General features: G+C 50.1%; 19 protein-coding genes. 5 read left to right on the forward strand and 14 right to left on the reverse strand.

Annotation, left to right across the window (positions count from 1 at the left end; all coding sequences use genetic code 11):
• Nucleotides 1–22 precede the first annotated feature (22 nt).
• Both Q0882_RS12935 and Q0882_RS12940 read right to left on the reverse strand, forming a co-directional pair.
• Nucleotides 23–2,296 (reverse strand): ABC transporter permease subunit, encoded by a 2,274-nt coding sequence (locus tag Q0882_RS12935; RefSeq protein WP_299182422.1) that lies wholly within the window; start codon nt 2,294–2,296, stop codon nt 23–25.
• A gap of 143 nt (nt 2,297–2,439) precedes the next feature.
• Nucleotides 2,440–3,411 carry a phosphate ABC transporter substrate-binding protein PstS family protein gene (locus tag Q0882_RS12940; protein WP_299182425.1) on the reverse strand — a complete coding sequence of 324 codons (972 nt, stop codon included), beginning with the start codon at nt 3,409–3,411 and terminating at the stop codon, nt 2,440–2,442.
• Between the two features lie 258 nt (nt 3,412–3,669).
• Here Q0882_RS12940 and Q0882_RS12945 point away from each other — a divergent pair, with 258 nt between their 5' ends.
• Nucleotides 3,670–4,074: a hotdog domain-containing protein gene (locus Q0882_RS12945; RefSeq protein ID WP_299182428.1), complete on the forward strand. Its 405-nt coding sequence runs from the start codon at nt 3,670–3,672 to the stop codon at nt 4,072–4,074.
• A gap of 18 nt (nt 4,075–4,092) precedes the next feature.
• Complete coding sequence (locus tag Q0882_RS12950; protein WP_299182431.1) at nt 4,093–4,443, forward strand: GFA family protein; 351 nt, start codon at nt 4,093–4,095, stop codon at nt 4,441–4,443.
• Between the two features lie 12 nt (nt 4,444–4,455).
• Here Q0882_RS12950 and Q0882_RS12955 read toward each other — a convergent pair whose 3' ends face one another.
• From Q0882_RS12955 to cydD, 4 genes are all read right to left on the reverse strand, one after another.
• Nucleotides 4,456–5,685 (reverse strand): nucleoside recognition domain-containing protein, encoded by a 1,230-nt coding sequence (locus Q0882_RS12955; RefSeq protein WP_299182433.1) that lies wholly within the window; start codon nt 5,683–5,685, stop codon nt 4,456–4,458.
• Between the two features lie 121 nt (nt 5,686–5,806).
• Nucleotides 5,807–7,135 carry an alkaline phosphatase PhoX gene (locus Q0882_RS12960; RefSeq protein ID WP_299182436.1) on the reverse strand — a complete coding sequence of 443 codons (1,329 nt, stop codon included), beginning with the start codon at nt 7,133–7,135 and terminating at the stop codon, nt 5,807–5,809.
• Nucleotides 7,136–7,287: 152 nt separating this feature from the next.
• Nucleotides 7,288–8,934: an amino acid ABC transporter ATP-binding/permease protein gene (locus tag Q0882_RS12965; RefSeq protein ID WP_299182439.1), complete on the reverse strand. Its 1,647-nt coding sequence runs from the start codon at nt 8,932–8,934 to the stop codon at nt 7,288–7,290.
• Nucleotides 8,931–10,616 (reverse strand): thiol reductant ABC exporter subunit CydD, encoded by a 1,686-nt coding sequence (gene cydD / locus Q0882_RS12970; protein ID WP_299182441.1) that lies wholly within the window; start codon nt 10,614–10,616, stop codon nt 8,931–8,933. Before cydD ends, Q0882_RS12965 begins: the two co-directional genes overlap by 4 nt.
• 56 nt (nt 10,617–10,672) lie before the next feature.
• Here cydD and Q0882_RS12975 point away from each other — a divergent pair, with 56 nt between their 5' ends.
• On the forward strand, nt 10,673–12,040 hold the full coding sequence (locus tag Q0882_RS12975) for a sigma-54-dependent Fis family transcriptional regulator (RefSeq protein ID WP_299182442.1): 1,368 nt from the start codon (nt 10,673–10,675) through the stop codon (nt 12,038–12,040).
• Between the two features lie 45 nt (nt 12,041–12,085).
• Here Q0882_RS12975 and cydX read toward each other — a convergent pair whose 3' ends face one another.
• From cydX to Q0882_RS13010, 7 genes are all read right to left on the reverse strand, one after another.
• Entirely contained in the window at nt 12,086–12,196 is a 111-nt protein-coding gene (cydX, locus tag Q0882_RS12980; RefSeq protein ID WP_299182445.1) for a cytochrome bd-I oxidase subunit CydX, read from the reverse strand.
• Between the two features lie 10 nt (nt 12,197–12,206).
• Nucleotides 12,207–13,343 carry a cytochrome d ubiquinol oxidase subunit II gene (cydB, locus tag Q0882_RS12985; protein ID WP_299182448.1) on the reverse strand — a complete coding sequence of 379 codons (1,137 nt, stop codon included), beginning with the start codon at nt 13,341–13,343 and terminating at the stop codon, nt 12,207–12,209.
• On the reverse strand, nt 13,336–14,907 hold the full coding sequence (locus Q0882_RS12990) for a cytochrome ubiquinol oxidase subunit I (protein WP_299182450.1): 1,572 nt from the start codon (nt 14,905–14,907) through the stop codon (nt 13,336–13,338). Before Q0882_RS12990 ends, cydB begins: the two co-directional genes overlap by 8 nt.
• A 257-nt stretch (nt 14,908–15,164) precedes the next feature.
• The gene (locus Q0882_RS12995; RefSeq protein WP_299182453.1) at nt 15,165–16,478 is read right to left on the reverse strand and encodes an FAD-dependent oxidoreductase; all 1,314 of its coding nucleotides are present in this window, start codon (nt 16,476–16,478) and stop codon (nt 15,165–15,167) included.
• A 302-nt stretch (nt 16,479–16,780) separates the two neighbouring features.
• The gene (gene uvrD, locus Q0882_RS13000; RefSeq protein WP_299182455.1) at nt 16,781–18,994 is read right to left on the reverse strand and encodes a DNA helicase II; all 2,214 of its coding nucleotides are present in this window, start codon (nt 18,992–18,994) and stop codon (nt 16,781–16,783) included.
• A 112-nt stretch (nt 18,995–19,106) separates the two neighbouring features.
• Complete coding sequence (locus tag Q0882_RS13005; protein ID WP_299182458.1) at nt 19,107–20,063, reverse strand: homoserine kinase; 957 nt, start codon at nt 20,061–20,063, stop codon at nt 19,107–19,109.
• A 16-nt stretch (nt 20,064–20,079) separates the two neighbouring features.
• Nucleotides 20,080–20,358: a DUF2782 domain-containing protein gene (locus Q0882_RS13010; protein WP_299182460.1), complete on the reverse strand. Its 279-nt coding sequence runs from the start codon at nt 20,356–20,358 to the stop codon at nt 20,080–20,082.
• 93 nt (nt 20,359–20,451) lie between these two features.
• Between Q0882_RS13010 and polA the strand changes: the two genes are divergently transcribed.
• Nucleotides 20,452–23,220 (forward strand): DNA polymerase I, encoded by a 2,769-nt coding sequence (gene polA, locus Q0882_RS13015; protein ID WP_299182463.1) that lies wholly within the window; start codon nt 20,452–20,454, stop codon nt 23,218–23,220.
• Between the two features lie 187 nt (nt 23,221–23,407).
• Here the strand turns inward: polA and yihA are convergent, their stop codons facing one another.
• Nucleotides 23,408–24,061, reverse strand: coding sequence for a ribosome biogenesis GTP-binding protein YihA/YsxC (yihA, locus tag Q0882_RS13020; RefSeq protein ID WP_299182465.1), 654 nt, complete (start codon nt 24,059–24,061; stop codon nt 23,408–23,410).
• A 219-nt stretch (nt 24,062–24,280) separates the two neighbouring features.
• Between yihA and Q0882_RS13025 the strand changes: the two genes are divergently transcribed.
• A complete protein-coding gene (locus Q0882_RS13025) occupies nt 24,281–24,886 on the forward strand; it encodes a c-type cytochrome (protein ID WP_299182467.1) in 606 nt (201 codons plus the stop codon).
• Nucleotides 24,887–24,946: the final 60 nt, after the last annotated feature.

Raw genomic sequence — 24,946 nt, forward strand, 5'->3', positions numbered from 1 at the left:
TATTTATCCTCAATACGCACGGTTACAGGGAGCCATATTTCTTACGCAGGCGCTGGCGAACCAGCTCCGCCAGCGTGTTCACCATAAAGGTGAACAGGAACAGTACGAAGGCTGCCAGGAAGAGAATACGGAAGTGGGTGCTGCCTACCTCAGATTCAGGCATCTCCACAGCGATGTTAGCCGCGAGCGTACGCATCCCCTCAAAGATATTTACATCCATGATCGGTGTGTTACCGGTCGCCATCAGTACAATCATTGTTTCACCTACAGCACGGCCCATACCGATCATCACGGCAGAGAAGATACCCGGACTTGCTGTTGGCATGACCACCCGGACAAGGGTTTGCCAGGGTGTTGCGCCCAGTGCCAGTGAACCGTAGGAAAGGTGCTTAGGGACGGCGAATATCGCATCTTCGGTAATGGAAAAAATGGTTGGGATAACCGCAAAACCCATGGCGATACCCACCACCAGCGCGTTACGCTGATCGTATGGGATACCAAGCTCCTGACTCACCCAATAGCGCATCTCTGTTCCAAACAGCATCTCTTCAATTCCGGGAGCGACCCAGAAACTGAACATGGTTGCCAGAATGATAACGGGGACCAGCAGGGCTGCATCCCAGCCATCGGGAATCAGATAGCGCACCGCTTTGGGCGCACAGGACCAGGCATAAGCGAAACCGATAATGGCTGCTGGCAGGAACAGCAAGGTGATAAAGATACCGGCCAGGTTGACCTCCATAAATGGAGCCAGCCACAGACCTGCAAGGAAACCCAGAATCACCGTTGGTAGCGCTTCCATCAGTTCGATGAAAGGTTTCACCTTACGGCGCATCGCCGGAACCATGAAGTAGGCGGTGTAGATTGCACCGCAGATCGCCAGTGGGGTACCCAGTAGCATCGCGTAAAAGGCTGCTTTCAACGTACCAAATGCCAACGGCATCAGGCTGTATTTTGGTTCAAAGTCGTTGGTGGATGCGGAGGACTGCCAGGTAAATTCCGGCTCCTCATAACCTTCATACCAGACCTTTTCCCAGAGCGCACTCCAGGATATCTCGGGATGCTCATTGTGGATCGCCCACAGCATCAGCTTGCCATCCTGCTCCACCAACAGCGCATTAGAACGGGGAGAGAGCGCAATCATCTCGACATTGCCCTTCGCCACGGCTGCACTCAGAGAGTTGCGTTCCGCTGTGGTGTTGTAGAAGGAGAGGTTACCGGTCTCAGATACAGTGACAAACCCCTTACGGCGATGCTCAATCGAGATAAAGTCGATAGGAGAATTTCCATTTTCAAAGCTGCGGACCTGGGTCATGACCCACTCATTATCCGCGTTGCGTACCAGAAACCACTGTGAAGTACGGCCTTTGTCATCGGAGATCAGCAGGGAGTTCCCACCCAACAGAAGTTCAAACGAAGTGATATTGCCGGAGGTAGCTTCGATCAACTGGGAGACTTTAGGACCACCGGCCGCTTTCATATCAACAATGCCGAGTTTGCTGCCCTCACCGGAGATCATCATCCAGCGGCGGTCAGGCATCAATAGCAGCTTATTGGCGGGGATATTCATATCCGGCAGTGCATAAGCGCTGGTATCAGCTTCGATCTCTTCAGTGATGAGATTCTCACTCAAGCTGATATCAGTCGCCGTTAGTTTGGAGTGCTGGCCGCCGATCAGGGTCCACTCCTCTTCAGATCCGTTCAACGCCAGAACTTCAACAGCCTCTTCGCTGAGCTGGAAAGGCTCTGTACCCAGAGGGTACTCCAGAAAAGGGGTGATGACGCGCACGCCATTAGGATAGGTTGATCTGTATTTGTGCTTGAACACCTGAACCTGGCCGTTACTGAACCCCAGAGCAAAGATACCGCTGTATTCAGATGCCAGAGCAAAACTGGTGACTGTAGCACCCTCTGGTATTTCCGCCATCTTCTGCAGGATGACATCGCCATTACGGGTGTTGAAGAAAACCATCTCACCCGCATCTGTAACACGGAAGCCGATCTCTGCCTGCTCTTCCATCGTCAGATAGAGGGTCTTTCCCGCACCAGGGGCAGTATAAGGGGCTACCTGTTCATCATTTTCTGTCCAGCGTTCAATCGATGCGGACTGAAACAGTGGAGCCACTTCATAAAGCAGATAAAAGAAGATCAACAGAATCGCAACGATAACGCTGATACCACCAAAGGCGATGCCTGTAGAGGCAACCTTATCCTTAAGGGCGCGTATATTTCTGTGTCGCTTAGCCGCTGGCGTATTGAAATCCAGTTCGGTGGAAGCTGTATTATTTGTACTCATGGCACAACGGTCCTGAGGTTAACTTAATTTACGGCGCGTACAATATTAAAAGTTTGTTACACCAATATTACAGGGGGTGTCATAAACGAAATAAGGGGGCCATTTCTGGCCCCCTTATCTGGGTCAAGCATCGGCAGGGGGGATTACATACCCAAGGCTGCCATCTGCTTTTTAACAATCGCTGCTGGAAGCGGGATGTAGCCATCTTTAACTACGACTTCCTGACCGATTTTGGACATCACCATTTTCAGGAACTCACGCTCAAGAGGCGCTAGAGGCTGACCTGGCTTTTTGTTTACGTATACGTACAGAGAGCGCGCCAGTGGGTACTTGCCGTTCAGAGCGTTTTCAGGTGTAGCTTCAACGAATGCAGTACCTTCTTTCTTAGTCAGAGGCAGTGCGCGAACGGAAGCTGTCTTGTAACCGATACCGGAGTAACCGATAGCGTTGAGTGAAGTAGAAACAGACTGTACTACAGACGCAGAACCAGGCTGTTCGTTAACGTTGTTTTTGAAATCGCCTTTACACAGGCCTTTCTTCTTGAAGTAACCGTAAGTGCCGGATACAGAGTTACGGCCGAACAGCTGAATGCTCTTGTCTGCCAGAGAACCCGTTACACCTACATCACCCCAAGTTTTAGCGTCTGCAGCAGCGCCACACTTACGAGTAGAAGAGAAGATCGAATCAACCTGAGCGATTGTCAGGCCTTTAACTGGGTTATCTTTGTGTGCGAAAACAGCCAGCGCGTCGATAGCAACAGCAACAGGGGTTGGCTTGTAGCCGAATTTCTTCTCGAAAGCTTCCAGCTCTTTGTCTTTCATCTTGCGAGACATTGGGCCAATGTTTGACGTACCTTCAGTCAGTGCGGGTGGCGCAGTTGAAGAACCGGCAGCCTGAATCTGGATATTAACGTTTGGGTAGCTACGCTTGAACTCTTCAGCCCAAAGCGTCATCAGGTTAGCCAGAGTGTCTGAACCAACAGAAGATAGGTTACCAGATACGCCAGAAGCCTTAGTGTATTCAGGCAGGTTTTTGTCCAGTAGGTCAGATGCATTTGCAGCTACGCAAGTTGCAGAGATAGCAACAGCAGCAAACAACTTTTTCATTGGTTTCATGTAGAGCTCCAGAGAGACTTAATCATTTTGTGAGTTTCAATGGTGGAGAACTATAGGCAGCTTTAATGACAAAACTATGACAGTCAGTGTCTTTTTTCGATCACGCTATATTTTTGGGTGGATGGTTTGCTCAGCTTCTACTTTGGTATAGTCTGCGAATGAAAATAATTAGAAAACAGTGAGAGAGTGCTGCTGTTTGGTCGTTCTTTGAACGATAATTAAGCTGTAAGTGCACTCAATCTCGTTAAGGTAGTACAGATGATGAGTATCGATAAAGCAGAAAGCCTTCAACCTGAAGGTGAATTAAGCCTGTTGTTGCCTGCCGCGGGCGAGGCAACCAATATGTTTGGCGATGTTTTTGGTGGGTGGGTCTCCTCTAAAATGGTTCAGGCAGCGGAGCTTTTCGCAGCCCGACTTTCTCAGGGAAGGGTGTCTACCGTCTCTATTGGGCAGATGGAGTTTATGTCGCCTGTAAGAGAGGGAACTGTGATGTCCTTCTATACCCGTCTGGTCGAGTCAGGGAGAAGTTCATTACGGATCCAGGTCGAAGCTTGGGGCTGTTGCCCAGATGGGACTGAGCTACGTAAAGTCACTGAGACCGAATGTGTACAGGTTGCTATCGATGGCCACGGTCATATCAGAGATCTGGCAGCTTTTGATTAAGAATACAGAGGAGTGGAAATGGACTATACCGGACGTTGCCATTGCGGGGCGGTCAGTTTCAGGTTTACCGGGCCTGAGATCGTTGATGGTTTGCGCTGTAACTGTTCAATCTGTCTGAAGAAAGGGGCGCTGATGAGTAATTTCTTTATCAGTCCCGAAGCACTCCAGATCGAAGCAGAAGAGGGTGTGGTAGCGAGCTATCAGTTTGCGACCCATGTTGCGGCACATCATTTCTGCAAAACCTGTGGCATCTATACGTTCCACCAGACGCGCAGGAAACCCGGTTTCTATCGGGTTAATCTGGGCTGTGTGGATGGCATTGATACGCTGAATCTGCCGGTTGTACTAGCTGATGGCGTGTCTTTCTGATCCTGCTTGCCCTTAACCAAAGAACCAATACCCCACAGTGATCGCCGCAATGATACCCGCCAGGTCTGCGGTGAGTCCGCAGGCGATAGCATGGCGTGTGTGACGTATCCCTACCGAACCGAAATAGACAGCCAGTACATAGAATGTCGTTTCAGTTGAACCCTGTATGACCGATGCCAGATATGCCGCAAAGGAATCAACTCCATGACTGCTCATGGTTTCCAGCATCATCGCTCTTGCTCCTGAACCGGAGAACGGCTTCATAATGGCGGTGGGGAGGGCATCTGCAAAACGGGTATCCGCTCCCAGTGAGCCGATAAGCTCTTTGAGTAGCCAGATAAACCCCTCCAGTGCACCGCTGGCTCTGAGCACACCGATCGCCACCAGCATCGCCAGCAGATAGGGAATAATTTTGATGGCGACATCAAACCCCTCACGAGCTCCCTCGATAAAGGTTTCGTAGATATTGATCCCCTTGAGGTGGGCTACAGCGAGAAAGCCGATAATTGCGCTGAAGATCATCAGGTTTCCCACCAGAGAGGATTGTCGCTGCAGCTCATCGATTGTCAGGGTGGTGAAATAACCGATGAAGGCGAGTAAAAATGCAACAAAGCCGCCCAGATAGAGCAGAGTGACCCGCTCCCAAAGGCGGATCTTCTGTACAAAGCTGACCGCCAGCAGTCCAACGAGAGTGGAGCAACAGGTGGCGATTAGAATCGGGATAAAGACCGATGTTGGATCACTGGCACCCTGTTGCGCTCTGTAAAGAAAGACGGTGATCGGGAACAGGGTAACAGAGGAGGTGTTGAGCACCAGAAACAGAATCTGAGCATTACTCGCCGTATCCTTCTGCGGATTGAGGCTTTGCAGATCCTGCATCGCTTTTAACCCGAGGGGGGTGGCCGCATTATCCAACCCCAGCACATTGGCTGATAGGTTCATCGTCATGGAACCCATCGCGGGATGACCTTTTGGCACTTCGGGCATCAGTCGGGTAAAGAGAGGGCTGATGCCACGGGCAAACTTATCCACAAGCCCCGAACTCTCTGCCAGTTTCATCATCCCCAGCCAGAACGCCAGAGTCCCGATCAGTCCGATTGCAAGCTCGACTGAAAGTTTGGACATATCGAATGTGGATTGCACCATCCGTTGAAATATTGCGGCGTCATCCAGCCATAGCCATTGATAGAGCCCCGCCGCAAAAGCGACCAGGAAAAAGCTGAGCCAGATGCGATGTAGCATGTCGTCCCTATTCGTTGGCTGTTATCGATACTCAACTGAGTATAACGAACCGGTGGAGGTGGACGAAGGGTTAGCAGGAAAATAAAACGGACCTGCCAGCGGATGGCAGGTCCGACTCTCGTTACTTCCGTTTCTTGTTCTGCAGTTTGCGGATGGCCCAGGTACCATCACCATCCTCATTCACTGAGTGTTGGATATTCACAAACAGGGTATGAGGGTCTTTGCCGAAGTAAATTCCTGTGCCCTCCGCCTTGGGGTCGGTCAGAGAGGCAAACAGCTCGACTGTATCAGCATAGCCATCACCGTTGTGGTCTTTACCGGCGATCCAGATATCTGATGGTTTGTTATCTTCAATGATGATCAGTTTGCCGTCAGGGGTTTCACCCAGATTATCCGGATTATCCAGCCCGGAGATCTTCAGGTTCTCCTGCTCAACAGGTACGTTGATGCCTGGCATGACGAAGTTTTTAACCTGCAGGCTTTCCAGATCTACGGAGATCACTCGGCCATCATAATTTTGTGATCCTGCCGCATAGGTACCCTCTGTGATAGCCACATATAGGGTTTCACCAATAATTTCCAGATCTTCGGGACGGTTATATTTTGCACCACCGGCAGCTGTGCCTGACTGACGTGCTGTTGCGGGATCGATAGGACCGACCCACTCCGCCTGACCCAACGCCTCTGCATCGTTTGTATCAACCTTGAGAACATATAGCTCGCCCTGGCTCAGATCTCCAAATGTTCTGGGTACGAACTTATAGATCCCGCCCCCTTCGCCATCTCGCTGGCCACGGAACTCATCAACAACATAGATATTACCCTGAGAATCGATGTCGATGCCTTCGTGTGCCAGACGACCTACAGCGGGGCGATCAAACACTTTTGCCTGAGTTGGCAGGTTGTTCTCATCGTACTCAAACATGACTTCAAACAGGCGACCACCCGTGGTTTCTTCAGCAAATAGCATGCTGCCCCAAGGTGTCCAGCGGATACCATCCAATGCGTTATAGCCATCGTAGTTTTCTGTTTCAGGATCATCGGCGACCTGCAGGAGTTTGATATGTTGACCTGTCTTCAGATCAACCATGGAAACTGCACCCCCTTCAGGTTTGTTACGTACTTCGTGAGTACGAAAAAGGAAACGTCCTGCGTGCGGGCCGTTTTCGTTGACGGTATTCATATCATGCCAGTCATCGTGACCGTCGGCGTAGATATTGAGGCCGGTACCGCCCCACATATCGCTTTTCTCTCCCGACACCAGGTATTGCTCAAAACCGTTCGGGATCAACCAGGGTGCGTTCTGGTCATGCGTGGCATCATATGCGGATCCACTGATCGGTGAGAATGCGAAGGGGCCGGTGTTACTGGACTTCTCAGCCAAAGCAGTACCGCTTGCTGCTACCATCATGGCCAGGGAAATGCATTTAACCATCTGTTTTTTGATCATGCCTGACAATCCTCTTCTCCCCTGAAAGGGTGTTATCGTTTGAAATACAGTTGCGTGAGTTTTACGTGAAGGATCAACAGTATTCAGACGTCATATGTCAGTTACAAAACAGAGGGTTTACAGTTTGGTTATGGTTGCATTACAGACAGCAGTTAATCTAGATGATCAGTTTCTGTCTTGAGGGTGAGTAGAGGCTGCCCCTCTTTTCGAAACTGCAGATCATGGCTGCTGCAGATCACCAGCCGGTCCTGCCAATAACGGGCCAGACGGGTGAAAATCTTTTGTGTGAGATCACTGTCCAGCCCCGCGCTGGGTTCATCGAGCAGGATCAATTGTGGATCCTGTAGAATCAGACGGGCCAGCCCAAGGCGTTTTGCCTCTCCCCCCGAGGGTTGCCACTCACCATCACCGAGCCATGTCTCTAACTTTTGAGGAAGATTATTGGCCCACTCACTTAGTTCAACCAGTGTGAGAGCCTGCCAGATCTGTTGGTCGGTCAAAGGGTTATGAAGGCTGAGGTTATCACGTAAACTGGCGCGTAAGATATCGATCCGCTGTGGCTGCAAGCCGATCTGCGATGGCACGAGATTTTGACACTGAATTTGCCCCATCTGCGGCTGAAGCTCACCACAGATAAGGTGAAGCAGGGTTGATTTGCCCACGCCACTCGGAGCTTGCAACCAGAACCATCCGCCTCCGTGATGCTCAAAGTTGAACTGTACCAGAGTGGGTTTTTCCTGTTGTGGATAAGTATAAGAGAGGTCACGGATCTGAAGAGTGATCTCTCCGCCAGAAATATCCTGTGAAAAAATCCGTTTATCCACAGGGATAATCTCCTGGAAACAGCTTTCCAAACGTTCGAGTGCTGCTATGCCCAGAGCTAAGTTGGCCATCGCCGGACAGCTGTTGATCAGTACATCGGCAGTACCCAGAGTCAACAAAAGCAACATAAACACCTCCGCCCCGGTGAGTAGTTCCTGGGAGTAGGATGCTATGGCCAGCCAAAGTGTACCCAGGCTCATCAACCCAAGCACCAGTTGTGTAAGAAGTAACACCTGTTGTTGGCGCTTTACTGCAATATATTCAGCTTCGTCCGCAGAAGTGGCGATCTGTAATAATGTTTGGCGGTGCTCCGGTAGTCGTCTGGATAGAGTCAGCGTTCGAATACAGCTAAAGGTGGCGCTGCACTGCAGCCAGAGTAGGCTCTCAATCTTATGCTGTTTCTGTTCGGGCTGTTGGACGCGCAGACTGTATAGCCACGGAAAGATAACGGTGACTAACAGGAGTAGGGGCAGGATGATTGGCAGAGCGCCCGGTAGGACCATCCATAATGTGACCATATAGGCCGCGACGACACATAGACTGACAATTGCAGGTACAAGCGCAAACAGGTAGATATGCTCGATATGTTGTATATCTTGTAACAGGCGACTGGAGAATTCATGCCTGTTTAGTTGCTGCTCTTGCCAATTCCTGCGGCTTAGCATCCGGAACAGATTGCTACGCAGGGTAGAGATAATGCGTAAGGTGGCTTCATGGCTGGCAACCCGCTCAGCATAGCGGCCAGTAGTACGAGAGATTGATAGACCACGAACTAAAGCGCCGGGTGTAAAAAAATTGAAGGCATGAGCGCTAGCGGCAGTCAGGCCCGCCAGAGCTGCTGCACTGATAAACCAACCAGAGACCGCCAGGAGGGCGATGCCGGAGAATGCAGTGATCACTGCCAATAGTATTCCCAGCAGCACCATACCTTTATTTTGGAATAGCAGTTTTAGGTAGAGTTTGTGCAGAGAACTCATTGGCCTCGCCCCTGCGGATTGAGCGTCAACTCATGGTTGAAAAAGGAGCGGTCAGTCGGGCGATGGCTTGCCATAATCAGTATCCCTCCGCTCTGACAGTATGCTTCTAGTTGGTGCATAAATTCAGTCGCTGTTTCCGGGTCCAGATTGGCCGTGGGTTCATCCAGCAACAGCAGAGAGGGCTGATGTAGAAAAATCCGCGCTAGGGCGATGCGTTGGGCCTGGCCGCCGGATAGGTAACCACCACTGTCACTGATCTCATAATCGAGTCCTCCTGGCAGGGTTTGGATTAGTGTTTCTGCTCTTGCTTCTCTGAGTGCGGCAAAGAGTTGCGTGTCGTCAAAGTTCTGCCCCAGACAGAGGTTAGTACGAACGCTGGCATAAAACAGTTCCGGTTTCTGCGCCATATAACCCAGGGTGCTCCACCATTGTTTGTTTTGATGAGGTAGAAGGGGAAAGCCATTGAGGAGCATCTGACCAGAATACAGGGGGCGAAGTCCCGCCAGGCTATCCAGCAGGGTGGTTTTACCAGACCCGGATGGACCGTTAAGTAACAGACGGTCTCCTGGTTTCAGAGAGATGGATAGCGATTGGTGCAGGGCATTCTCTGTTCCAGCCTGAAAGTGGTTTAGTGTCAGGTTTTTAAGTGGTTCAGGGCCATTGGAATGTGGCATTTCGGTTAGGTCCAGACTCAGATCCTGCAGGCGAACTACATGTTCAGCCACGCTAATAGCGTCAATTTTGGCATGATAGAGTGAACCCATCCGCCGCAGGGGAAGATAGAATTCCGGTGCCAGCATTAGCAGGAATACGCCATCACCGAGATCAAGATCTCCACCCCAGTGGCCCACTTCGTATTTATCAAGAAAATAGAGGCCCAGATAAACGGCTACTAGAGCAACGCTAATAGCGCTGAAAAACTCCAGAAGTGTGCCGGATAGAAAGGCCATACGAAGTACTTTCATTGTTGAATGGCGGTAAGTGTCTGATTGCTTCTCCAGACAGTCTGCCTCTATCTCAGTCGACCCTGCCAGCTTTATGGCCTGCAAGTTTTTCAGACGATCGGCCAACAGGTTACCGAGGCGGTTCAGTTGTTCGAGATTTTGACGACTGGCCACTGCAGCCTCTCTACCGGCAAGAATCATAAAGAGGGGTATCAGTGGGGCCGTGAGTGCCAAAATCAGTGGCACCAGCCAGTTGATCTGAGCAGATGCAATAATAACGGTGATCGGCATCAATACAGAAAGCTGCTTTTGAGGTACAAAGTCGGCAAAGTATTCGCGCAGGCTATTGATTTCGGTGGTTAGGAGGTTGCTCAATTCAGCAACGTTAAACTGCGGGAACAGGGCAACATTCAGCCGAAAACAGTGCGTTAGAACCTCTTTGCGCAAGTGTCGACGAATCTTAATACTGGCGCGATTACCGAGACGGTTCTGCCAGTTCGCTGCTAGAGTCCGGATCAACAGCGCCAGAGCAAGCCAGAACCAGGTGATTGCATCAGCTCTTTCGGATGAAGACTCATAGACCACCTGGTTCAGAATCTGGCTCACTTGGTAGGCAAATAGAATCACCATACTGACTTGGACCAAACCTAGAATAACCGCCAGAAGATTCTCTCCTTTGGCCTCCCGACTAAGGTGATGTAAAAGCGTCTGGCTTTTCGCTGCGGTACTGGTTCTCATTTATGTTTCATCTAATGTAGGAGTATCTTATGTTGTATGAGTGACACGGACTTGTCATGATTGTCACTGTTACCCTGCTTGTGTGGAGTTATGCCGGAATGACGGATAAATACTGGTTGCAATCGATGAGTAATATTCTGGATTCTTATGCAGATCCGGCAGTACTGATTGATGAGCACTACTATATTGTTGCTGCGAATCGCCAGTATGAACATCGCTTTGGTAGCCATCATGCGACGGGACTCAATAAGTGCTTTGAACTCTCCCATGGTTATCAGCGACCCTGTGATCTGGAGGGTGAAACCTGCCCGATGCAGGCGGCCAACCAGAGTGGAACTACCTCCAGTGTGTTGCATATCCATAATACCGCTCAGGGCAAAGAACATATGGGTATAGAGACAACGCCGGTCACCGATCAGCTGCAACGGCGTTTTTTCATCGAGGTGATGAAACCGATTCGTGAGGTAAGTGCTGAACCGATCGCCAATAAGATGATCGGTCGCAGCCCCGCCTTTAATCAATTGGTGGATCTGATTCAGCGGGTTGGTGCGACAGAGACGAATGTGTTGCTGACAGGTCCTTCTGGCAGCGGTAAAGAGCTGGCTGCGCAGGCCGTGCATGCGGCCAGTGCGAGAACCCGCAAGCCCTTTGTTACTGTCGAATGCTCCGGGCTGACAGATACATTGTTTGAAAGTGAGCTGTTCGGACATGTGAAAGGAGCGTTCACCGGTGCTTCCAGTAATCGTAAGGGGTTGGTCGAATCTGCACGTGGTGGAACGCTGTTTCTGGATGAGGTGGGAGATATCCCGCTGCATCTGCAGGTTAAACTGCTGCGCCTTATTGAAACTCGTACATTTCGCCCGGTTGGTGAAAATCAGCCCTTTGAAGCCGATTTCCGATTGATCTGTGCCACCCATAAAGATCTGCCTGCGATGGTTGAAAAGGAGCTTTTCCGAGAAGATCTGTTCCACCGTATCAGCACTTTTCCTATTCAACTGCCATCTCTTAAAGAGCGTATTGAGGATCTGTCTCTGCTGGTCAAAAGTATTCTTTTGAGAATTGAAGTTTCCCTTCCCCTGACGCTCTCCCCAGCCGCTATGAGGCTGCTGGAGCAACAGCCTTTTAGTGGCAATATTCGGGAGTTGAAGAATATTCTGGAGCGAGCAGTTGTGTTGCGTGAAGGTCTTGAGATCAGCGCAGATGTGATGCAACGTGCACTGGATCTCAGCCCAATCTGCCGACAAACGCAAACCGATGAAGATAAAGCGCTGACGTCTCTGGCTCAGGCAGGTTATAGCCTTGAGAGCCTTGAGCGGGTATATATTAAACAGTTGCTGAGTCATTATCAGGATAAAACCAGAGTCGCGGAAATCGCAGGCTGTAGCCTGCGAACGTTGTATCGAAAATTAAAAGAGGGGGAGTAACCCTCCCCCTAAAGAGCGCGTGGGTGAAACTCAAAACTGCGCTTGTTAAACCTCGTCTTCATCTTCCTTCTGGAAATGATTTTCCAACCACATGGCATTGATAATGCCAAAGCTACAGGCGAGAAGGACGCCAAGAATCCAAGCGAAATACCACATATCTCTCTCCTCAGTAGTTTGACACGCTGTTCTGTTCGATAAATTCTGGCTCAACCCGGCGCCACATTTTGTAATAGCTCCAGAGGGTGTAGCAGAGAATAATGGGCACGAACACCATCGCTACCCAGAACATGATCTCAAGGGTCAACTGACTGGAGGTGGCATCCCATAGAGTCAAACTACTTGCCAGACTCGTTGATGAGGGCATCACAAATGGAAACAGTGTGCTGCCAGCCAGTAGGATTATGCTGCTGATGCTCAGTGAACTGACCACGAATCCCCAACCCGGACGGTTGATCTTGGCCAGTAGGCTGACGCATAGAGGGAGGATCAAGCAGACACCTGCTAGTCCCCATAGCAGAGGATAGTGATCATAATTAGCAAACCAGTCTGCCGTTTTAATGACGGTTTTACTCAATGGATTAGATCCGGCGTCCGAGAGGATTGGAGAGCTGATCGTGTATCCCTCAATACTGGTAACCATTATGGCCCCAGCCACCAGCATTAACACACTTAGCAGGTATCCCAAACGATTTGCATAATGCTGAGCCCGAGCAACAACGGCACCTCCTGCTCGCATCTGCAGCCAGATAGCGCCATGTTGAGCCAGCATTACAACGCTCACGAGGCCGCAAATAAGTGCGAAGGGGTTTAGCAGCGCGAAGAATGAACCTGTGTAGGTCGGTCGGGTTAATTCGTCAAACTGGAACGGTACGCCAAGAAACAGATTGCCAAAAGCAACTCCAAAGACCAGCGCGGGTATCAATGATCCCAGGCATAGTCCCAGATCCCAGCTCTTGCGCCAGCGCGGATTATCCATCTTACTGCGGTATTCAAAGCCGATCGGGCGGAAAAACAGCGCAAACAACACCAGCAGCATCGCCCAGTAAAAACCGGAGAAGGCGGTGGCATAAACTAACGGCCAGGCTGCAAAAATTGCCCCCCCAGCGGTAATAAACCAAACCTGATTACCATCCCAGTGGGGGCCGATTGTATTAATGATCACACGACGTTCGGTGTCAGTTTTGCCAATCAACGGCAGGAGCATTGCGCTGCCCATATCAAACCCATCGGTGATCGCAAAACCGATCAGGAGAACGCCGATCAGTAGCCACCAGATCAGACGAAGCGATTCATAATCAAACATGTTGTACTGCTCCTTCTGCTTGTTCATTTGCGTAACGGCCAGTTGCCAGTGCGCTGGGGCCTTTTCTGATGTATTTCACCATCAGAAAGACTTCGACAATCAGGAATAGTGTGTAGAGGCTCACAAATCCTGTGATACTGAGCCAGAGGTCTGTTTCTGTCAGATTGGAAGTCGCGACATAAGTTGGCAGAATCTCACCAATGGCCCAGGGCTGGCGGCCAAACTCAGCAACAAACCAACCTGTTTCGCAGGCAATCCATGGGAGTGGTAGGCAGAACAGAGCAAACTTCTGTAACCAGCGCGTCTGATGCTCTTTACGTTTAGCGGTGTAATAGAACGACAGTATAAAGAGTAGTAGCATGGTAAAACCTGAAGCTACCATCAGACGGAAGGTCCAGAACATAGGGGCTACCTGTGGAATCGTATCCTGAGCCGCGGCTTTGATCTGTTCCTCAGTGGCATCGACCACATTTGGAGTAAAACGTTTGAGCAGCAATCCGTAGCCGAGATCATCGCTGACGGTGAGGAATTCGCTGCGATGGGCGGGTGTATCTTCACCGTTTCGCAGTTTCATCAGCAGATCGTATGCTTTGATGCCATTGCGTATTCTGAGCTCAGCGCGGTCGACTAAATCATTAATCCCCATGACCTCCTCATCCAGAGATCGGGTAGCAATAAGGCCTAAAGCATAAGGGATCTTGATAGCCATATCAGTGGTATGCGTTTCCTGATTGGGTAATCCAACCAGCGTGAAGGGAGCTGGTGCAGGGTGGGTTTCCCACTCCGCTTCCATGGCTGCGAGTTTAACTTTCTGGACTTCACCGACTTCATAACCGCTCTCATCCCCAAGGACGATGACAGACAGTGCTGAGGCAAGACCAAATGCTGACGCGATGGCGAATGAACGCCGTGCAAAGTCGATATCTTTCCTCTTCAGTAGATAAAGTGAACTGATCGCCAGAACAAAAATAGCCCCCGTGACATAGCCAGCAGAGACGGTATGTACAAATTTAACCTGAGCAACCGGATTGAAGATGACTTCAGAAAAACTGTCCATCTCCATGCGCATTGTCTCAAAATTAAAGTATGCCCCGACCGGGTTCTGCATCCAGCCATTTGCGATCAGAATCCATAGTGCTGAGAAGTTGGAGCCGATTGCTACCAACCAGGTCACACTAAGATGCTGAACTTTAGAGAGACGATCCCAACCGAAGAAAAACAGACCGATAAAGGTGGATTCCAGGAAGAATGCCATCAGCCCCTCGATCGCCAACGGTGCTCCAAAGATATCCCCGACATAGTGTGAGTAGTAAGCCCAGTTGGTACCAAATTGAAACTCCATGGTGAGACCGGTGGTCACACCCAGAGCGAAATTAATACCAAAGAGCTTACCCCAGAATCGGGTCATATCTTTGTATACCTGCTTATTGGTCATCACATAGACCGATTCCATAATGGCCAGCAGGAAAGAGAGTCCCAGAGTGAGAGGGACAAATAGAAAGTGGTACATCGCGGTTAATGCAAATTGCCAGCGCGATAGCTCCACAACAGTTTCAGATACCATATCGCTTACCTTTAACTTCAGCTTTACAAGGCTGATCCATAAATGACGATTAGCTACAGGCAGTATTGCAGGAGCTATGCCAAAAACTTCTTGTTTTTAACTGTATGTTTTTATTAGGTTAATTGGATCGAACTGGTGGGGTTCAGACCGATCCGTCTTTATATTTGTCATAATTGTCACTATTAATGACAAATTTTGCTGTTGTGGCGGGCCCCGCAAAAGGAGTGCGGTAAACCATGCCAGGTTTGAACGGAGCGTTAGACCGGTGTATAGCCATGAAGCATGATGTCATAGACCGGACGGATGAGAGATTTCTCCATAACCCAGGCTAGTTCGCTGACTGCAAGGGGATCAACGACCTCAAAGGGTAGGGCTGTCATCGGTTGCATACTGTAATCGAACTCCCAAAGCATGGCGTGACCAACATCCAGAATCATTGGGCAGGAGGTGTACCCTCCCCATGCGGCGGTGGGCTCCCGGCCTTCGATGAGGCTGCGGATGTTTTCTGCTACAACAGGGATTTGGGATTTGACGGAGGCCGCTGTTTTTCCGATAGGGGTCCCAACTGTATCACCAACGCCAAACACATTTGGATAGCGGGTGTGTTGCATGCTGTGTTTATCGACTTCCAGATACCCCTTAAATCTTACGTTATCAGCCAGTTCGGATTCACGAAGGCTCTTGACTGCACTCATGGGAGGAACTACATGGATAAACTCCCAATCCAGCGAACGGCTTTCGCCCTCCGAGTTACGGAAAGTGGCGGTTTTGGCAGCGGAATCGATGCCGATGAGGGTATGTTCGAAGTTGGCGTTGATCTTTCGGGTCTGCCAGATCTCTTTGAGACGTTCATTAAAGGCCTGAACTGAAAATAGGAAGGGTTCAGAGGTGAGGTATTCAAAATTAAAGGCATCACGGTTTCCCGCCTGACGTACAAAGAATTCAACTAGGTTAGTTGCTTTCATCGGCGCGCCAGCGCATTTCATTGCTCCTTGTGGGCGGGTAAAGAGTGCCTGCCCCCCCTTACTTTGAGCAAAAGCTAGCGCTTGTTTATGGCTAGTGATACCCGCCTCAGGGCTGTAATAGATACTGGCAATATTGTCCTGTCCGATCTGGGTTGTATCCAGTCCTTCAATTTTGTCGTATCGGAGTTCCAGGCCGGTTGCGACAATCAGGTAGTCATAGCTGAGGGTTTGTCCCTGGCGTGTCTTAACCTGGTTGCTATCAGGTTGGTACTCTACAACCTCATCGCTAAGCCAGTTTATCTCGTTGCTCAGATATTGTTGGTTGCTGCTTATAACATCCTCACGGGTTTTATACGCACCAGCCAGCAATAGGGTTTGGCCAGGTTGGTACCAATGGTGATTTCGCGGGTCGATCACCGTGATATTTGCCCCATTCAGATGGTGTAGCAGCTTATTCGCAATCCCGATGCCTGCGGCACCACCGCCACTGATGATGATATTTGCTTTGGTTTTTACTTTGCTCAGTTCCCAGGCTCCGCCGCCAACTGCGCTCGCGATACCTAAGGCTAGCCCCGCTTTGAGTACTCCTCTACGACTATTCGGCATTCATGTCACCCTGTGCTTTTTCAGACCACGATGGTCTAAATTAAAAAACATCCGAGCTCTATTATGGTTGTTACATTAAACCGGTTATCCGGTTGATACTCAGATGGCCTGAGAGGGGAGAAGCATAAAACACGCCAATATTAGTTATTGCTAATATCTTGTCTTATCTGCTTGAAGTATTGAATATTTTTGGGAGATCTATCTATTTACGTAAAACGCAGTCGGCTTAATGTCTGCCAAAGATGACATTCTGTTGTCACCTTTGGCATTGTTTGAAAATGGGGCCCTATTTGATTTTGCTTTTATATTGCCTGTAGGTTGGCAAAGCCAACGACCAGCCACTTACTGCCCTCATCATCAAAGTTAACCTGGACACGTGCTTTTGCCCCGGAGCCTTCAAAGTTCAGCACGGTACCTTCCCCAAATTTACTATGCATCACGCGCTGACCGAGTGCGAGATTAGTGTCTGGAACATCGCTGCTACTCAGTGAGCTGTTGCCGAATAAGCTACTACCGCCGTTGTCGTTATAGCGGCTGGTGACCGGCCGGCTGACACTGGCATTAAGGCGAACCTCTTCGAGTAGTTCGTTAGGAATTTCGGCGATAAAGCGTGATGGACGGTTGTAGTTATCCTGACCATGCAGACGCCGGGATTCCGCATAGCTGATAAACAGTTTCTGCATCGCACGGGTGATACCTACGTAACAGAGACGACGTTCCTCTTCCAGTCGACCCGGTTCTTCAATCGACATCTTATGCGGGAACAGACCCTCTTCAACCCCAGCGAGAAACACCTGTGGAAACTCCAGACCCTTGGCGGAGTGGAGGGTCATCAGCTGGACGCTATCCTGATATTCATCGGCCTGAGCATCGCCTGCATCCAGGGCAGCCTGATCCAGAAAGGCGGAGAGAGGGGAGTTAAACTCCTCATCAAGAAACTCATCCCACTGACTATTAAACTGTTTCGCTGCTGTGACTAGCTCCTCCAGGTTTTCGATCCGGGACTGGGCCTTTTCACCCTTCTCCTTTTTATGGTGATCGATCAGTCCTGAGTGCTGAATGATATGTTCGGTCTGTTCATGAAGCAGGGTGTCTTCAGTATCCTGAGCCATCTGATTAATCAGGTCGAGGAATGCCTGTAGGGCGTTGCTTGCTCTGGCTGGTAGACGTTTGAGCTCAACGATCTCATTTGATGCCCGCCACATTGAGATCCCCTGGCTTCGGGCATGCTCACGAATCACTTCAATGGTGCGGGTGCCGATACCTCGGGTGGGGACATTAATAACACGCTCCATCGAGGTGTCATCATCGCGATTACTGAGCAAGCGCAGGTAGGAGAGCGCATTTTTGATCTCAAGACGCTCATAGAAGCGCTGGCCGCCATAGATTCGGTAGGGAACACCACTACGAATCAGGGCTTCCTCAAGGACTCGGGACTGGGCGTTGGAGCGGTAGAGGATTGCGCACTCTTTACGAAGGTTACCCTCCTGAGCCCACTTCCCGATCTGGTCAACAATAAAGCGTGCTTCATCCTGCTCATTGAAGGCAGCATACAGAGAGATTGGCTCCCCTTCGCCCAGATCCGTATGTAGTTCTTTGCCTAAGCGGCCCTGGTTATTCCGAATGACCTCATTGGCAGCGCGCAAGATGGTTTCGGTGGAGCGGTAGTTCTGTTCCAGCTTGATCGTTTCTGTGCCGGGAAAGTGGACAGGTAGATTCTGGATGTTTTCAATCTTGGCGCCGCGCCAGCCATAGATCGACTGGTCATCATCACCAACAGCCATCAATTTGCGCTGACCGCCACACAACAGCTGCAGCCAGCCGTACTGAATGGTGTTGGTATCCTGGAATTCGTCGACGAGGATATAGCGAAACCGTTCCTGGTAGTGAGCCAGAAGGGAGGGGTTCTTATCTCTCAACAGCTCGAGCGAACGCAGAAGGAGCTCGCCAAAGTCGATCATACCGCCGCGCTCACAGGCCTGTTCATAGGCTTCGTACATCGCCAGCATCTGGCGGTCATTGAGATCATGACGTGGTTCGATATGTTTGGCGCGCAGCCCTTCATCTTTCTTGTCGTTGATATACCACTGGAACTGACGCGCCGGCCAGCGTTTGTCATCCAGATTCATCTCTTTTGCAAGACGTTTAATCAGCCGTAGTTGATCATCACTGTCCATAATCTGGAAGTTTTCAGGTAAACCTGCATCTTGCCAGTGTGCGCGTAGCAGTCGATGTGCCAAACCATGGAAGGTGCCGACCCACATCCCCTGCGGATTGATGCCGAGCAGCTCTTCTATTCGGCCGCGCATCTCTTTAGCGGCTTTATTGGTGAAGGTAACCGCCATAATCGAATAGGGAGAGAGCCCTTCGGTCTGAATTAACCAGGCGATACGGTGGACCAGCACACGGGTTTTACCGGAACCAGCTCCGGCGAGTACTAGAAGGTTCTGTACCGGGGCGGTTACCGCTGTGCGTTGGGCATCGTTCAGCGAATCGATGATATGGGTTACGTCCATTGCTACTCTTCAGTCACTGTATAAATAATCAGTGAGAGATTATAGCGAGAGTTAAGCAAAGAGGGCAGTGCTGATTTGTAAGGCAGGCTCCGATACCTGACGGAGCCTATTTTTATGGCAGTGAGCTGGGGTTAAGGCGGCGGTAGTTCAGAATCTGCTTTAACTCATCCGGGTCCTTCAATTTCTGTTCGCTCTGCTCATCCAGCCAGGGGATCAGACGTGACAGCCAGAAGCGCATCGCTGCAGTACAGGTTAGAACCGGCCAGGCAGCATACTCATCGGTAGTGAACGGCCGCGCACTGGCATAAGCTTCCAGCAGCGCTTTTTCGCGCAAAGGATCGATCGAACCATCGGCATTGCAACACCAGTCATTAGCAACGATGGCTAAGTCATAGAGTAGGAAGGCGGTGGCTGCATTGTATAGATCTAGTACAGCACTGACCTTCGTGCCCTGAAATAGCACGTTGTCATGGAAAAGATCCCCATGAATGGTGCCGACTTTAATATCCCCGGGGCATTCCCGAAGCTGATCAAAGCGGGCGACCTCCTCTCTTAAGATGGCAGCATCATCAGCAGGGAGTTTTGCGGCGATCAGTTCGCTTTCGCGGCGCCACCAGAAAACGCCCCGGTGCGCCTGCCGCTGCAGGTAAAAATTGTCTGCGGCAACATGAAACTCACCCAGGACTTTACCGATCGCCGCACAGTGTGCAGGGGTCAGTGATTGTTGCCCGACATGCTTGCCATAGAAACGAGGCTGTATAACGGCGGGACGATTTTTAAGTTTTTTAAGACCGATCCCATGTTTGTCTTTAATCGCGAAAGGCACTGCAATCTGCCTTTCCGAGAGCCACTGACAAAGCTCTACAAAGTAGGGAAGCTCCTCATAACTGAGTTCCTCAAACAGGGTCAGGACATACTCCCCCTGCTGACCCGCATTGTTGAGGGAGATGAAGTAGTTGGTGTTCTCTATGCCACCATCGATACCCTGATATCCTGCCAGCGTGCCCAGATCATAATCTGTAAGCAGCTGGTTCAGGTCGGCATCATTGAGTTGTGTATATACAGCCAAAGTTAGTACTCAGTCTTTACCAGCGGAACAAAACCCATTTTGGAATCAACATCTGTGACTCTTCATGTCGAATGAAGTCTCCTTCACCCGGTGCGGGTACCAGATAATACTCTTTACCGTTACGCGGTACGACTTTGATCTCCTTTAACTGGCCGTTGATGCGATATTCGTAATAGGTTTTATCGGCTTCGTGATGAATGGTGATTTGAGGTTCATTTTCATCAACCAGCGGAGGGACCTCTGCCTGTGCCAGTGGTGTAATGACTAACAGAGCAGACAGCAGCAGCTTTTTCATGGTTAATCCTTCTTTATTCGGTACTTTTCTTTTGGCGGCGATGCTTATCGACTATGATCTGTTTCTCGAAGAATAACCAACCCGGATTCACAGATGAGCGAACAGCGCCAAGCCTCCACCTCTCCTCTCATTTTAGTCGACGGCTCCTCGTATTTATACCGTGCATTTTTTGCTTCCCAGCAAGCGGACCTGAGAAACACAGCGGGCGTACCCACCGGAGCTATCCGTGTGGTGACCTCCATGCTGAAAAGCCTGATTAAACAGTATCCGGACAGCCCGATAGCGGTGATCTTCGATGCGAAGGGGAAAACCTTTCGTGATGAGATCTACAGTGACTATAAAGCACAACGCCCACCGATGCCGGATGATCTGCGCAGTCAGGTTGCTCCGATTCATAAAATTGTGAAAGCGTTGGGTATGCCCTTGATTGTTGAAGAGGGTGTGGAAGCCGATGATGTGATCGGAACCCTGGCGCGCGAAGCAAGCCGTAAAGGGGTGGATACTCTGATCTCTACCGGTGATAAGGATATGGCGCAGCTGGTGGATCAGCATGTCACACTGATTAACACCATGACAGATACCGTTATGGATGTTGAGGGGGTGAAAGATAAGTTTGGCATCCCTCCTGAACTGATTATCGATTATCTGGCACTGATGGGGGATAAGGTTGATAACATTCCAGGCGTTCCCGGCGTGGGTGAAAAAACGGCGCTGGCACTGCTACAAGGGATAGGTGGGTTAAACGCACTCTATGCCAATCTGGATAAGATCGCAGAACTGGGTTTTCGTGGCTCTAAATCGATGGCGAAAAAGTTGGAGGAGAATCGTGCTGAAGCAGATCTCTCCTATCTTCTGGCAACGATTAAAACCGATGTTGAGTTGCATGAGTCGGTCGAGGATTTTGTTAAGCCTGAACCGATTAAAGAACAACTGCTAGAGCTGTTTAAAGAGTTTGAGTTCCGTAGCTGGGTTAACGAGCTTGAATCGGGTGAAACCGTTAGCGCCGGTACTGATCGCTCTGATGATCAGCCTGGAGTGCCAGAGGCGCCCAGCGATGTTGAATATGTGACGATTCTTGATGAAAAAGAGTTGGATCAGTGGCTTGAAAAGTTATCCACAGCTGAACTTTTCGCATTCGATACGGAAACCACCAGTCTTAACTATATGGAAGCAGAGCTGGTTGGGGTTTCCTTTGCAGTCGAACCGGGGAAAGCCGCTTATGTGCCGGTGGCTCACGATTATATGGGGGCGCCCGAGCAGATCAGCCGCGAAACGTTGCTCAAAAAGATCAAACCATTGTTGGAAAGTGGTGAGCATAAGAAAGTGGGTCAGCATATTAAGTACGATATGAATGTACTGGCTCGTTATGGTGTGGAGTTAGCGGGTATCGAGTTTGATACGATGCTGGAGTCCTATGTACTGAACTCCACTGCAACACGACATGATATGGATAGTCTAGCTGACCGCTATCTGGGTCTGAAAACGATCAAATTTGAGGAGATTGCAGGTAAGGGGAAGAAGCAGCTGACTTTCAACCAGATTGAACTGGAACAGGCGGGCCCCTATGCTGCTGAAGATGCAGATATTACTCTGCGCCTGCATCAGGCGATCCATGCTCAGTTAACGCAAGAGGGAACTCTTGCTGGCGTCTTTAATGATATTGAAAAGCCGCTGATCCCAGTGCTGTCTCACATTGAGCGCAATGGCGCTCTCGTGGATGCTGCGATGCTGGGTGCACAGAGTATCGAGCTGGCAACCCGCATGGTCGAACTTGAGCGTCAGGCATATGAGATCGCCGGCAAAGAGTTCAATTTAGCTTCACCAAAACAGTTGCAACAGATCCTGTTTGAAGAGCAGGGTATTCCGGTGATCAAGAAGACCCCTAAAGGGGCGCCCTCCACTGCAGAGGAGGTTTTGCAGGAGCTGGCTCTGGATTACCCGCTGCCTAAACTGATTCTTGAGCACCGTAGTCTGAGTAAACTGAAATCGACCTATACCGATAAACTTCCACAGATGATCAATCCGGTAACCGGGCGTATTCATACCTCGTATCATCAGGCAGTGACGGCCACCGGGCGTTTATCATCAACAGATCCGAACCTGCAGAATATCCCGGTACGCACGCAGGAGGGACGACGTATTCGTCATGCTTTTATAGCGCCGGAAGGCTATAAAATTGTCGCTGCGGATTACTCACAGATTGAGCTGCGTATTATGGCTCACCTCTCTCAGGATGAGGGCTTGTTGAAGGCTTTTTCTAAAGGTGAAGATATCCACAGAGCAACGGCAGCTGAGGTGTTTAAAGTAGAGCTGGATCAGGTGAGTGATGATCAGCGCAGAAGCGCTAAAGCGATTAACTTCGGCCTGATCTATGGTATGTCTGCCTTCGGGTTGGCGAAACAGCTGGGGATTGCGCGTAAAGATGCGGCGCAGTACATCGAGCACTATTTCGCGACCTATCCGGGTGTACAGCACTACATGGATGATATCCGTACTAAGGCGCAGGAGCAGGGCTACGTCGAAACCCTGTTCGGGCGTAGGTTATATCTACCAGAGATCAAAGCAAAGAATGCGATGCGTCGTCAGGCTGCCGAGAGAACTGCGATTAATGCGCCTATGCAGGGGACTGCGGCAGATATCATTAAACGCGCAATGGTTACAGTCGATCAGTGGCTGGCAAGCTCCTCGTTTGATGTTCGGATGATTATGCAGGTGCACGATGAACTGGTGTTCGAGGTGGCGGCTGATCAAGTGGAGCAGTTCACTACGGAGGTCAAGCACCAGATGGCATCAGCCGCTGAACTTGATGTTCCCCTGCTGGTGGAAGCCGGGGTAGGTGAAAACTGGGAGCAAGCCCACTAACGGGCGGATTTCTGGGCAGGAAAAAGAAAATTAAAAAAAATGGGAACTTTTTGAGAAGGGGTAAGGTCTACTCTATAAGAGTCACGTATACGTTCATCTAGCCATGGTTGTGGCTCTTTACAACAAGCATGCGTTAAAGCCCTGAGAAATTGACAGTTCCCCTTCCTAAGTTTCCCAGGGCTTTCTTTTATTCAGAGTCTGCTGAATCACTCTCGCCAAACTCTTCAGGGTTTAGCCAAAGATCTAAACGGTTTCTCAACTGATCCACCCCCTGCTTTTTCAGTGCAGAGAAGGTTTGTACGGTAACCAGATCACCAAGTACAGCGGTCAGCTCTTTGCGAACTTTTAGCATGGTGGATTGAGCAGGGCCTTTCTTAAGCTTATCCGCTTTAGTCAGCAGGACATGCAGAGGCATCTGGGCTGTCAGACACCAGTCAACCATCATCTGGTCAAACTCTTTCATCGGATGACGAATATCCATCACCAGGACAACACCCTGAAGGCATTGGCGCTTTTGCAGGTATTCATCCAGATGCTGTTGCCAGTGCTGTTTCATGGCGACTGGGACTTTGGCGTAGCCATAACCGGGCAGATCGACAATGCGGACATTCTCGACATTGAGATCAAAAAAGTTGATCAACTGGGTGCGACCCGGTGTTTTTGAGGTGCGCGCCAGTTTGTTGTTGTTGGTCAGGGTGTTGATCGCACTGGATTTCCCCGCATTGGAGCGGCCGGCAAAAGCAACCTCGGCCCCAATATCCGCTGGACACTGATGTAGTTTGGCCGCACTCTTATTAAAGCGTGCAGTGTTATAGTGAACGGTTATTTGATCTGAAGACATATTTTGAGGCCACTTTTTAGGGAATCGCTACTAAAGGAACAGAGATTGCCGTTCCAGTTTGTGTGGATATTGGTTTATAATTGCGCCAATTTTACCTGCGATCAGGCTTTAGCTCTAGTCGGCAGGGAAGTGAGGATAACATCGGTCAACGTATAATGTCGTATTCATTATGCATCTGGCCGTCCAAAAAATTTTAATAGCAAGAGTCTGGGTTCATCGATGAATAAACTACTGATTAGCTTGCTGGTGACCATTGGTATCACTGGTGTAGCTCACGCGGCGGGTGATGCTGCTGCAGGAAAAGGAAAAACGGCTGTATGTGCTGCTTGTCACGGTGCTGACGGAAATAGCGCAATTGCGAACTTCCCTAAGCTGGCAGGTCAGAATGATACTTATCTGATCAAACAGATGAGTGATATCAAATCCGGTAAGCGCCCTGTGGTTGAGATGACAGGTCTGCTTGACGCGATGAGTGAGCAGGACATTGCCGATATTGCAGCATACTTTGCGAAGCAGAACGGTACTGTAGGTCATGCGGCTAAAGATCTGGTTGAACAGGGTCAGAATATTTACCGCGGCGGTATCGCATCTAAAGGTGTTGCAGCATGTACTGCATGTCACTCGCCAACAGGTGAAGGTAATGCTCAGGCTGGATTCCCAGCGATCGGCGGTCAGCATGCAGCGTACACCGAGAAGCAGCTGATGTCGTTCCGTAAGGGTGAGCGCAATAATGATCCACAGCAGATGATGCAGGATATTGCAGCTAAGCTAAGCGATGCTGAAATGAAAGCTGTATCAAGCTACATTCAGGGCCTGGGCAAGTAAGTTCAGCTTCTGTTCGATAAAGGCAGCTTAGGCTGCCTTTTTTGTATCGGGTATGAACTA

Source organism: uncultured Neptuniibacter sp. (assembly GCF_947498015.1).
Classification (GTDB): domain Bacteria; phylum Pseudomonadota; class Gammaproteobacteria; order Pseudomonadales; family Balneatricaceae; genus Neptuniibacter.

Bases quoted from the DNA above. Each gene is read 5' to 3' on its own strand.
- Q0882_RS12935 (WP_299182422.1), bottom strand. From the start codon at position 2,296: ATGAGTACAAATAATACAGCTTCCACCGAACTGGATTTCAATACGCCA.
- Q0882_RS12940 (WP_299182425.1), bottom strand. From the start codon at position 3,411: ATGAAACCAATGAAAAAGTTGTTTGCTGCTGTTGCTATCTCTGCAACT.
- Q0882_RS12945 (WP_299182428.1), top strand. From the start codon at position 3,670: ATGATGAGTATCGATAAAGCAGAAAGCCTTCAACCTGAAGGTGAATTA.
- Q0882_RS12950 (WP_299182431.1), top strand. From the start codon at position 4,093: ATGGACTATACCGGACGTTGCCATTGCGGGGCGGTCAGTTTCAGGTTT.
- Q0882_RS12955 (WP_299182433.1), bottom strand. From the start codon at position 5,685: ATGCTACATCGCATCTGGCTCAGCTTTTTCCTGGTCGCTTTTGCGGCG.
- Q0882_RS12960 (WP_299182436.1), bottom strand. From the start codon at position 7,135: ATGATCAAAAAACAGATGGTTAAATGCATTTCCCTGGCCATGATGGTA.
- Q0882_RS12965 (WP_299182439.1), bottom strand. From the start codon at position 8,934: ATGAGTTCTCTGCACAAACTCTACCTAAAACTGCTATTCCAAAATAAA.
- cydD (WP_299182441.1), bottom strand. From the start codon at position 10,616: ATGAGAACCAGTACCGCAGCGAAAAGCCAGACGCTTTTACATCACCTT.
- Q0882_RS12975 (WP_299182442.1), top strand. From the start codon at position 10,673: ATGATTGTCACTGTTACCCTGCTTGTGTGGAGTTATGCCGGAATGACG.
- cydX (WP_299182445.1), bottom strand. From the start codon at position 12,196: ATGTGGTATTTCGCTTGGATTCTTGGCGTCCTTCTCGCCTGTAGCTTT.
- cydB (WP_299182448.1), bottom strand. From the start codon at position 13,343: ATGTTTGATTATGAATCGCTTCGTCTGATCTGGTGGCTACTGATCGGC.
- Q0882_RS12990 (WP_299182450.1), bottom strand. From the start codon at position 14,907: ATGGTATCTGAAACTGTTGTGGAGCTATCGCGCTGGCAATTTGCATTA.
- Q0882_RS12995 (WP_299182453.1), bottom strand. From the start codon at position 16,478: ATGCCGAATAGTCGTAGAGGAGTACTCAAAGCGGGGCTAGCCTTAGGT.
- uvrD (WP_299182455.1), bottom strand. From the start codon at position 18,994: ATGGACGTAACCCATATCATCGATTCGCTGAACGATGCCCAACGCACA.
- Q0882_RS13010 (WP_299182460.1), bottom strand. From the start codon at position 20,358: ATGAAAAAGCTGCTGCTGTCTGCTCTGTTAGTCATTACACCACTGGCA.
- polA (WP_299182463.1), top strand. From the start codon at position 20,452: ATGAGCGAACAGCGCCAAGCCTCCACCTCTCCTCTCATTTTAGTCGAC.
- yihA (WP_299182465.1), bottom strand. From the start codon at position 24,061: ATGTCTTCAGATCAAATAACCGTTCACTATAACACTGCACGCTTTAAT.
- Q0882_RS13025 (WP_299182467.1), top strand. From the start codon at position 24,281: ATGAATAAACTACTGATTAGCTTGCTGGTGACCATTGGTATCACTGGT.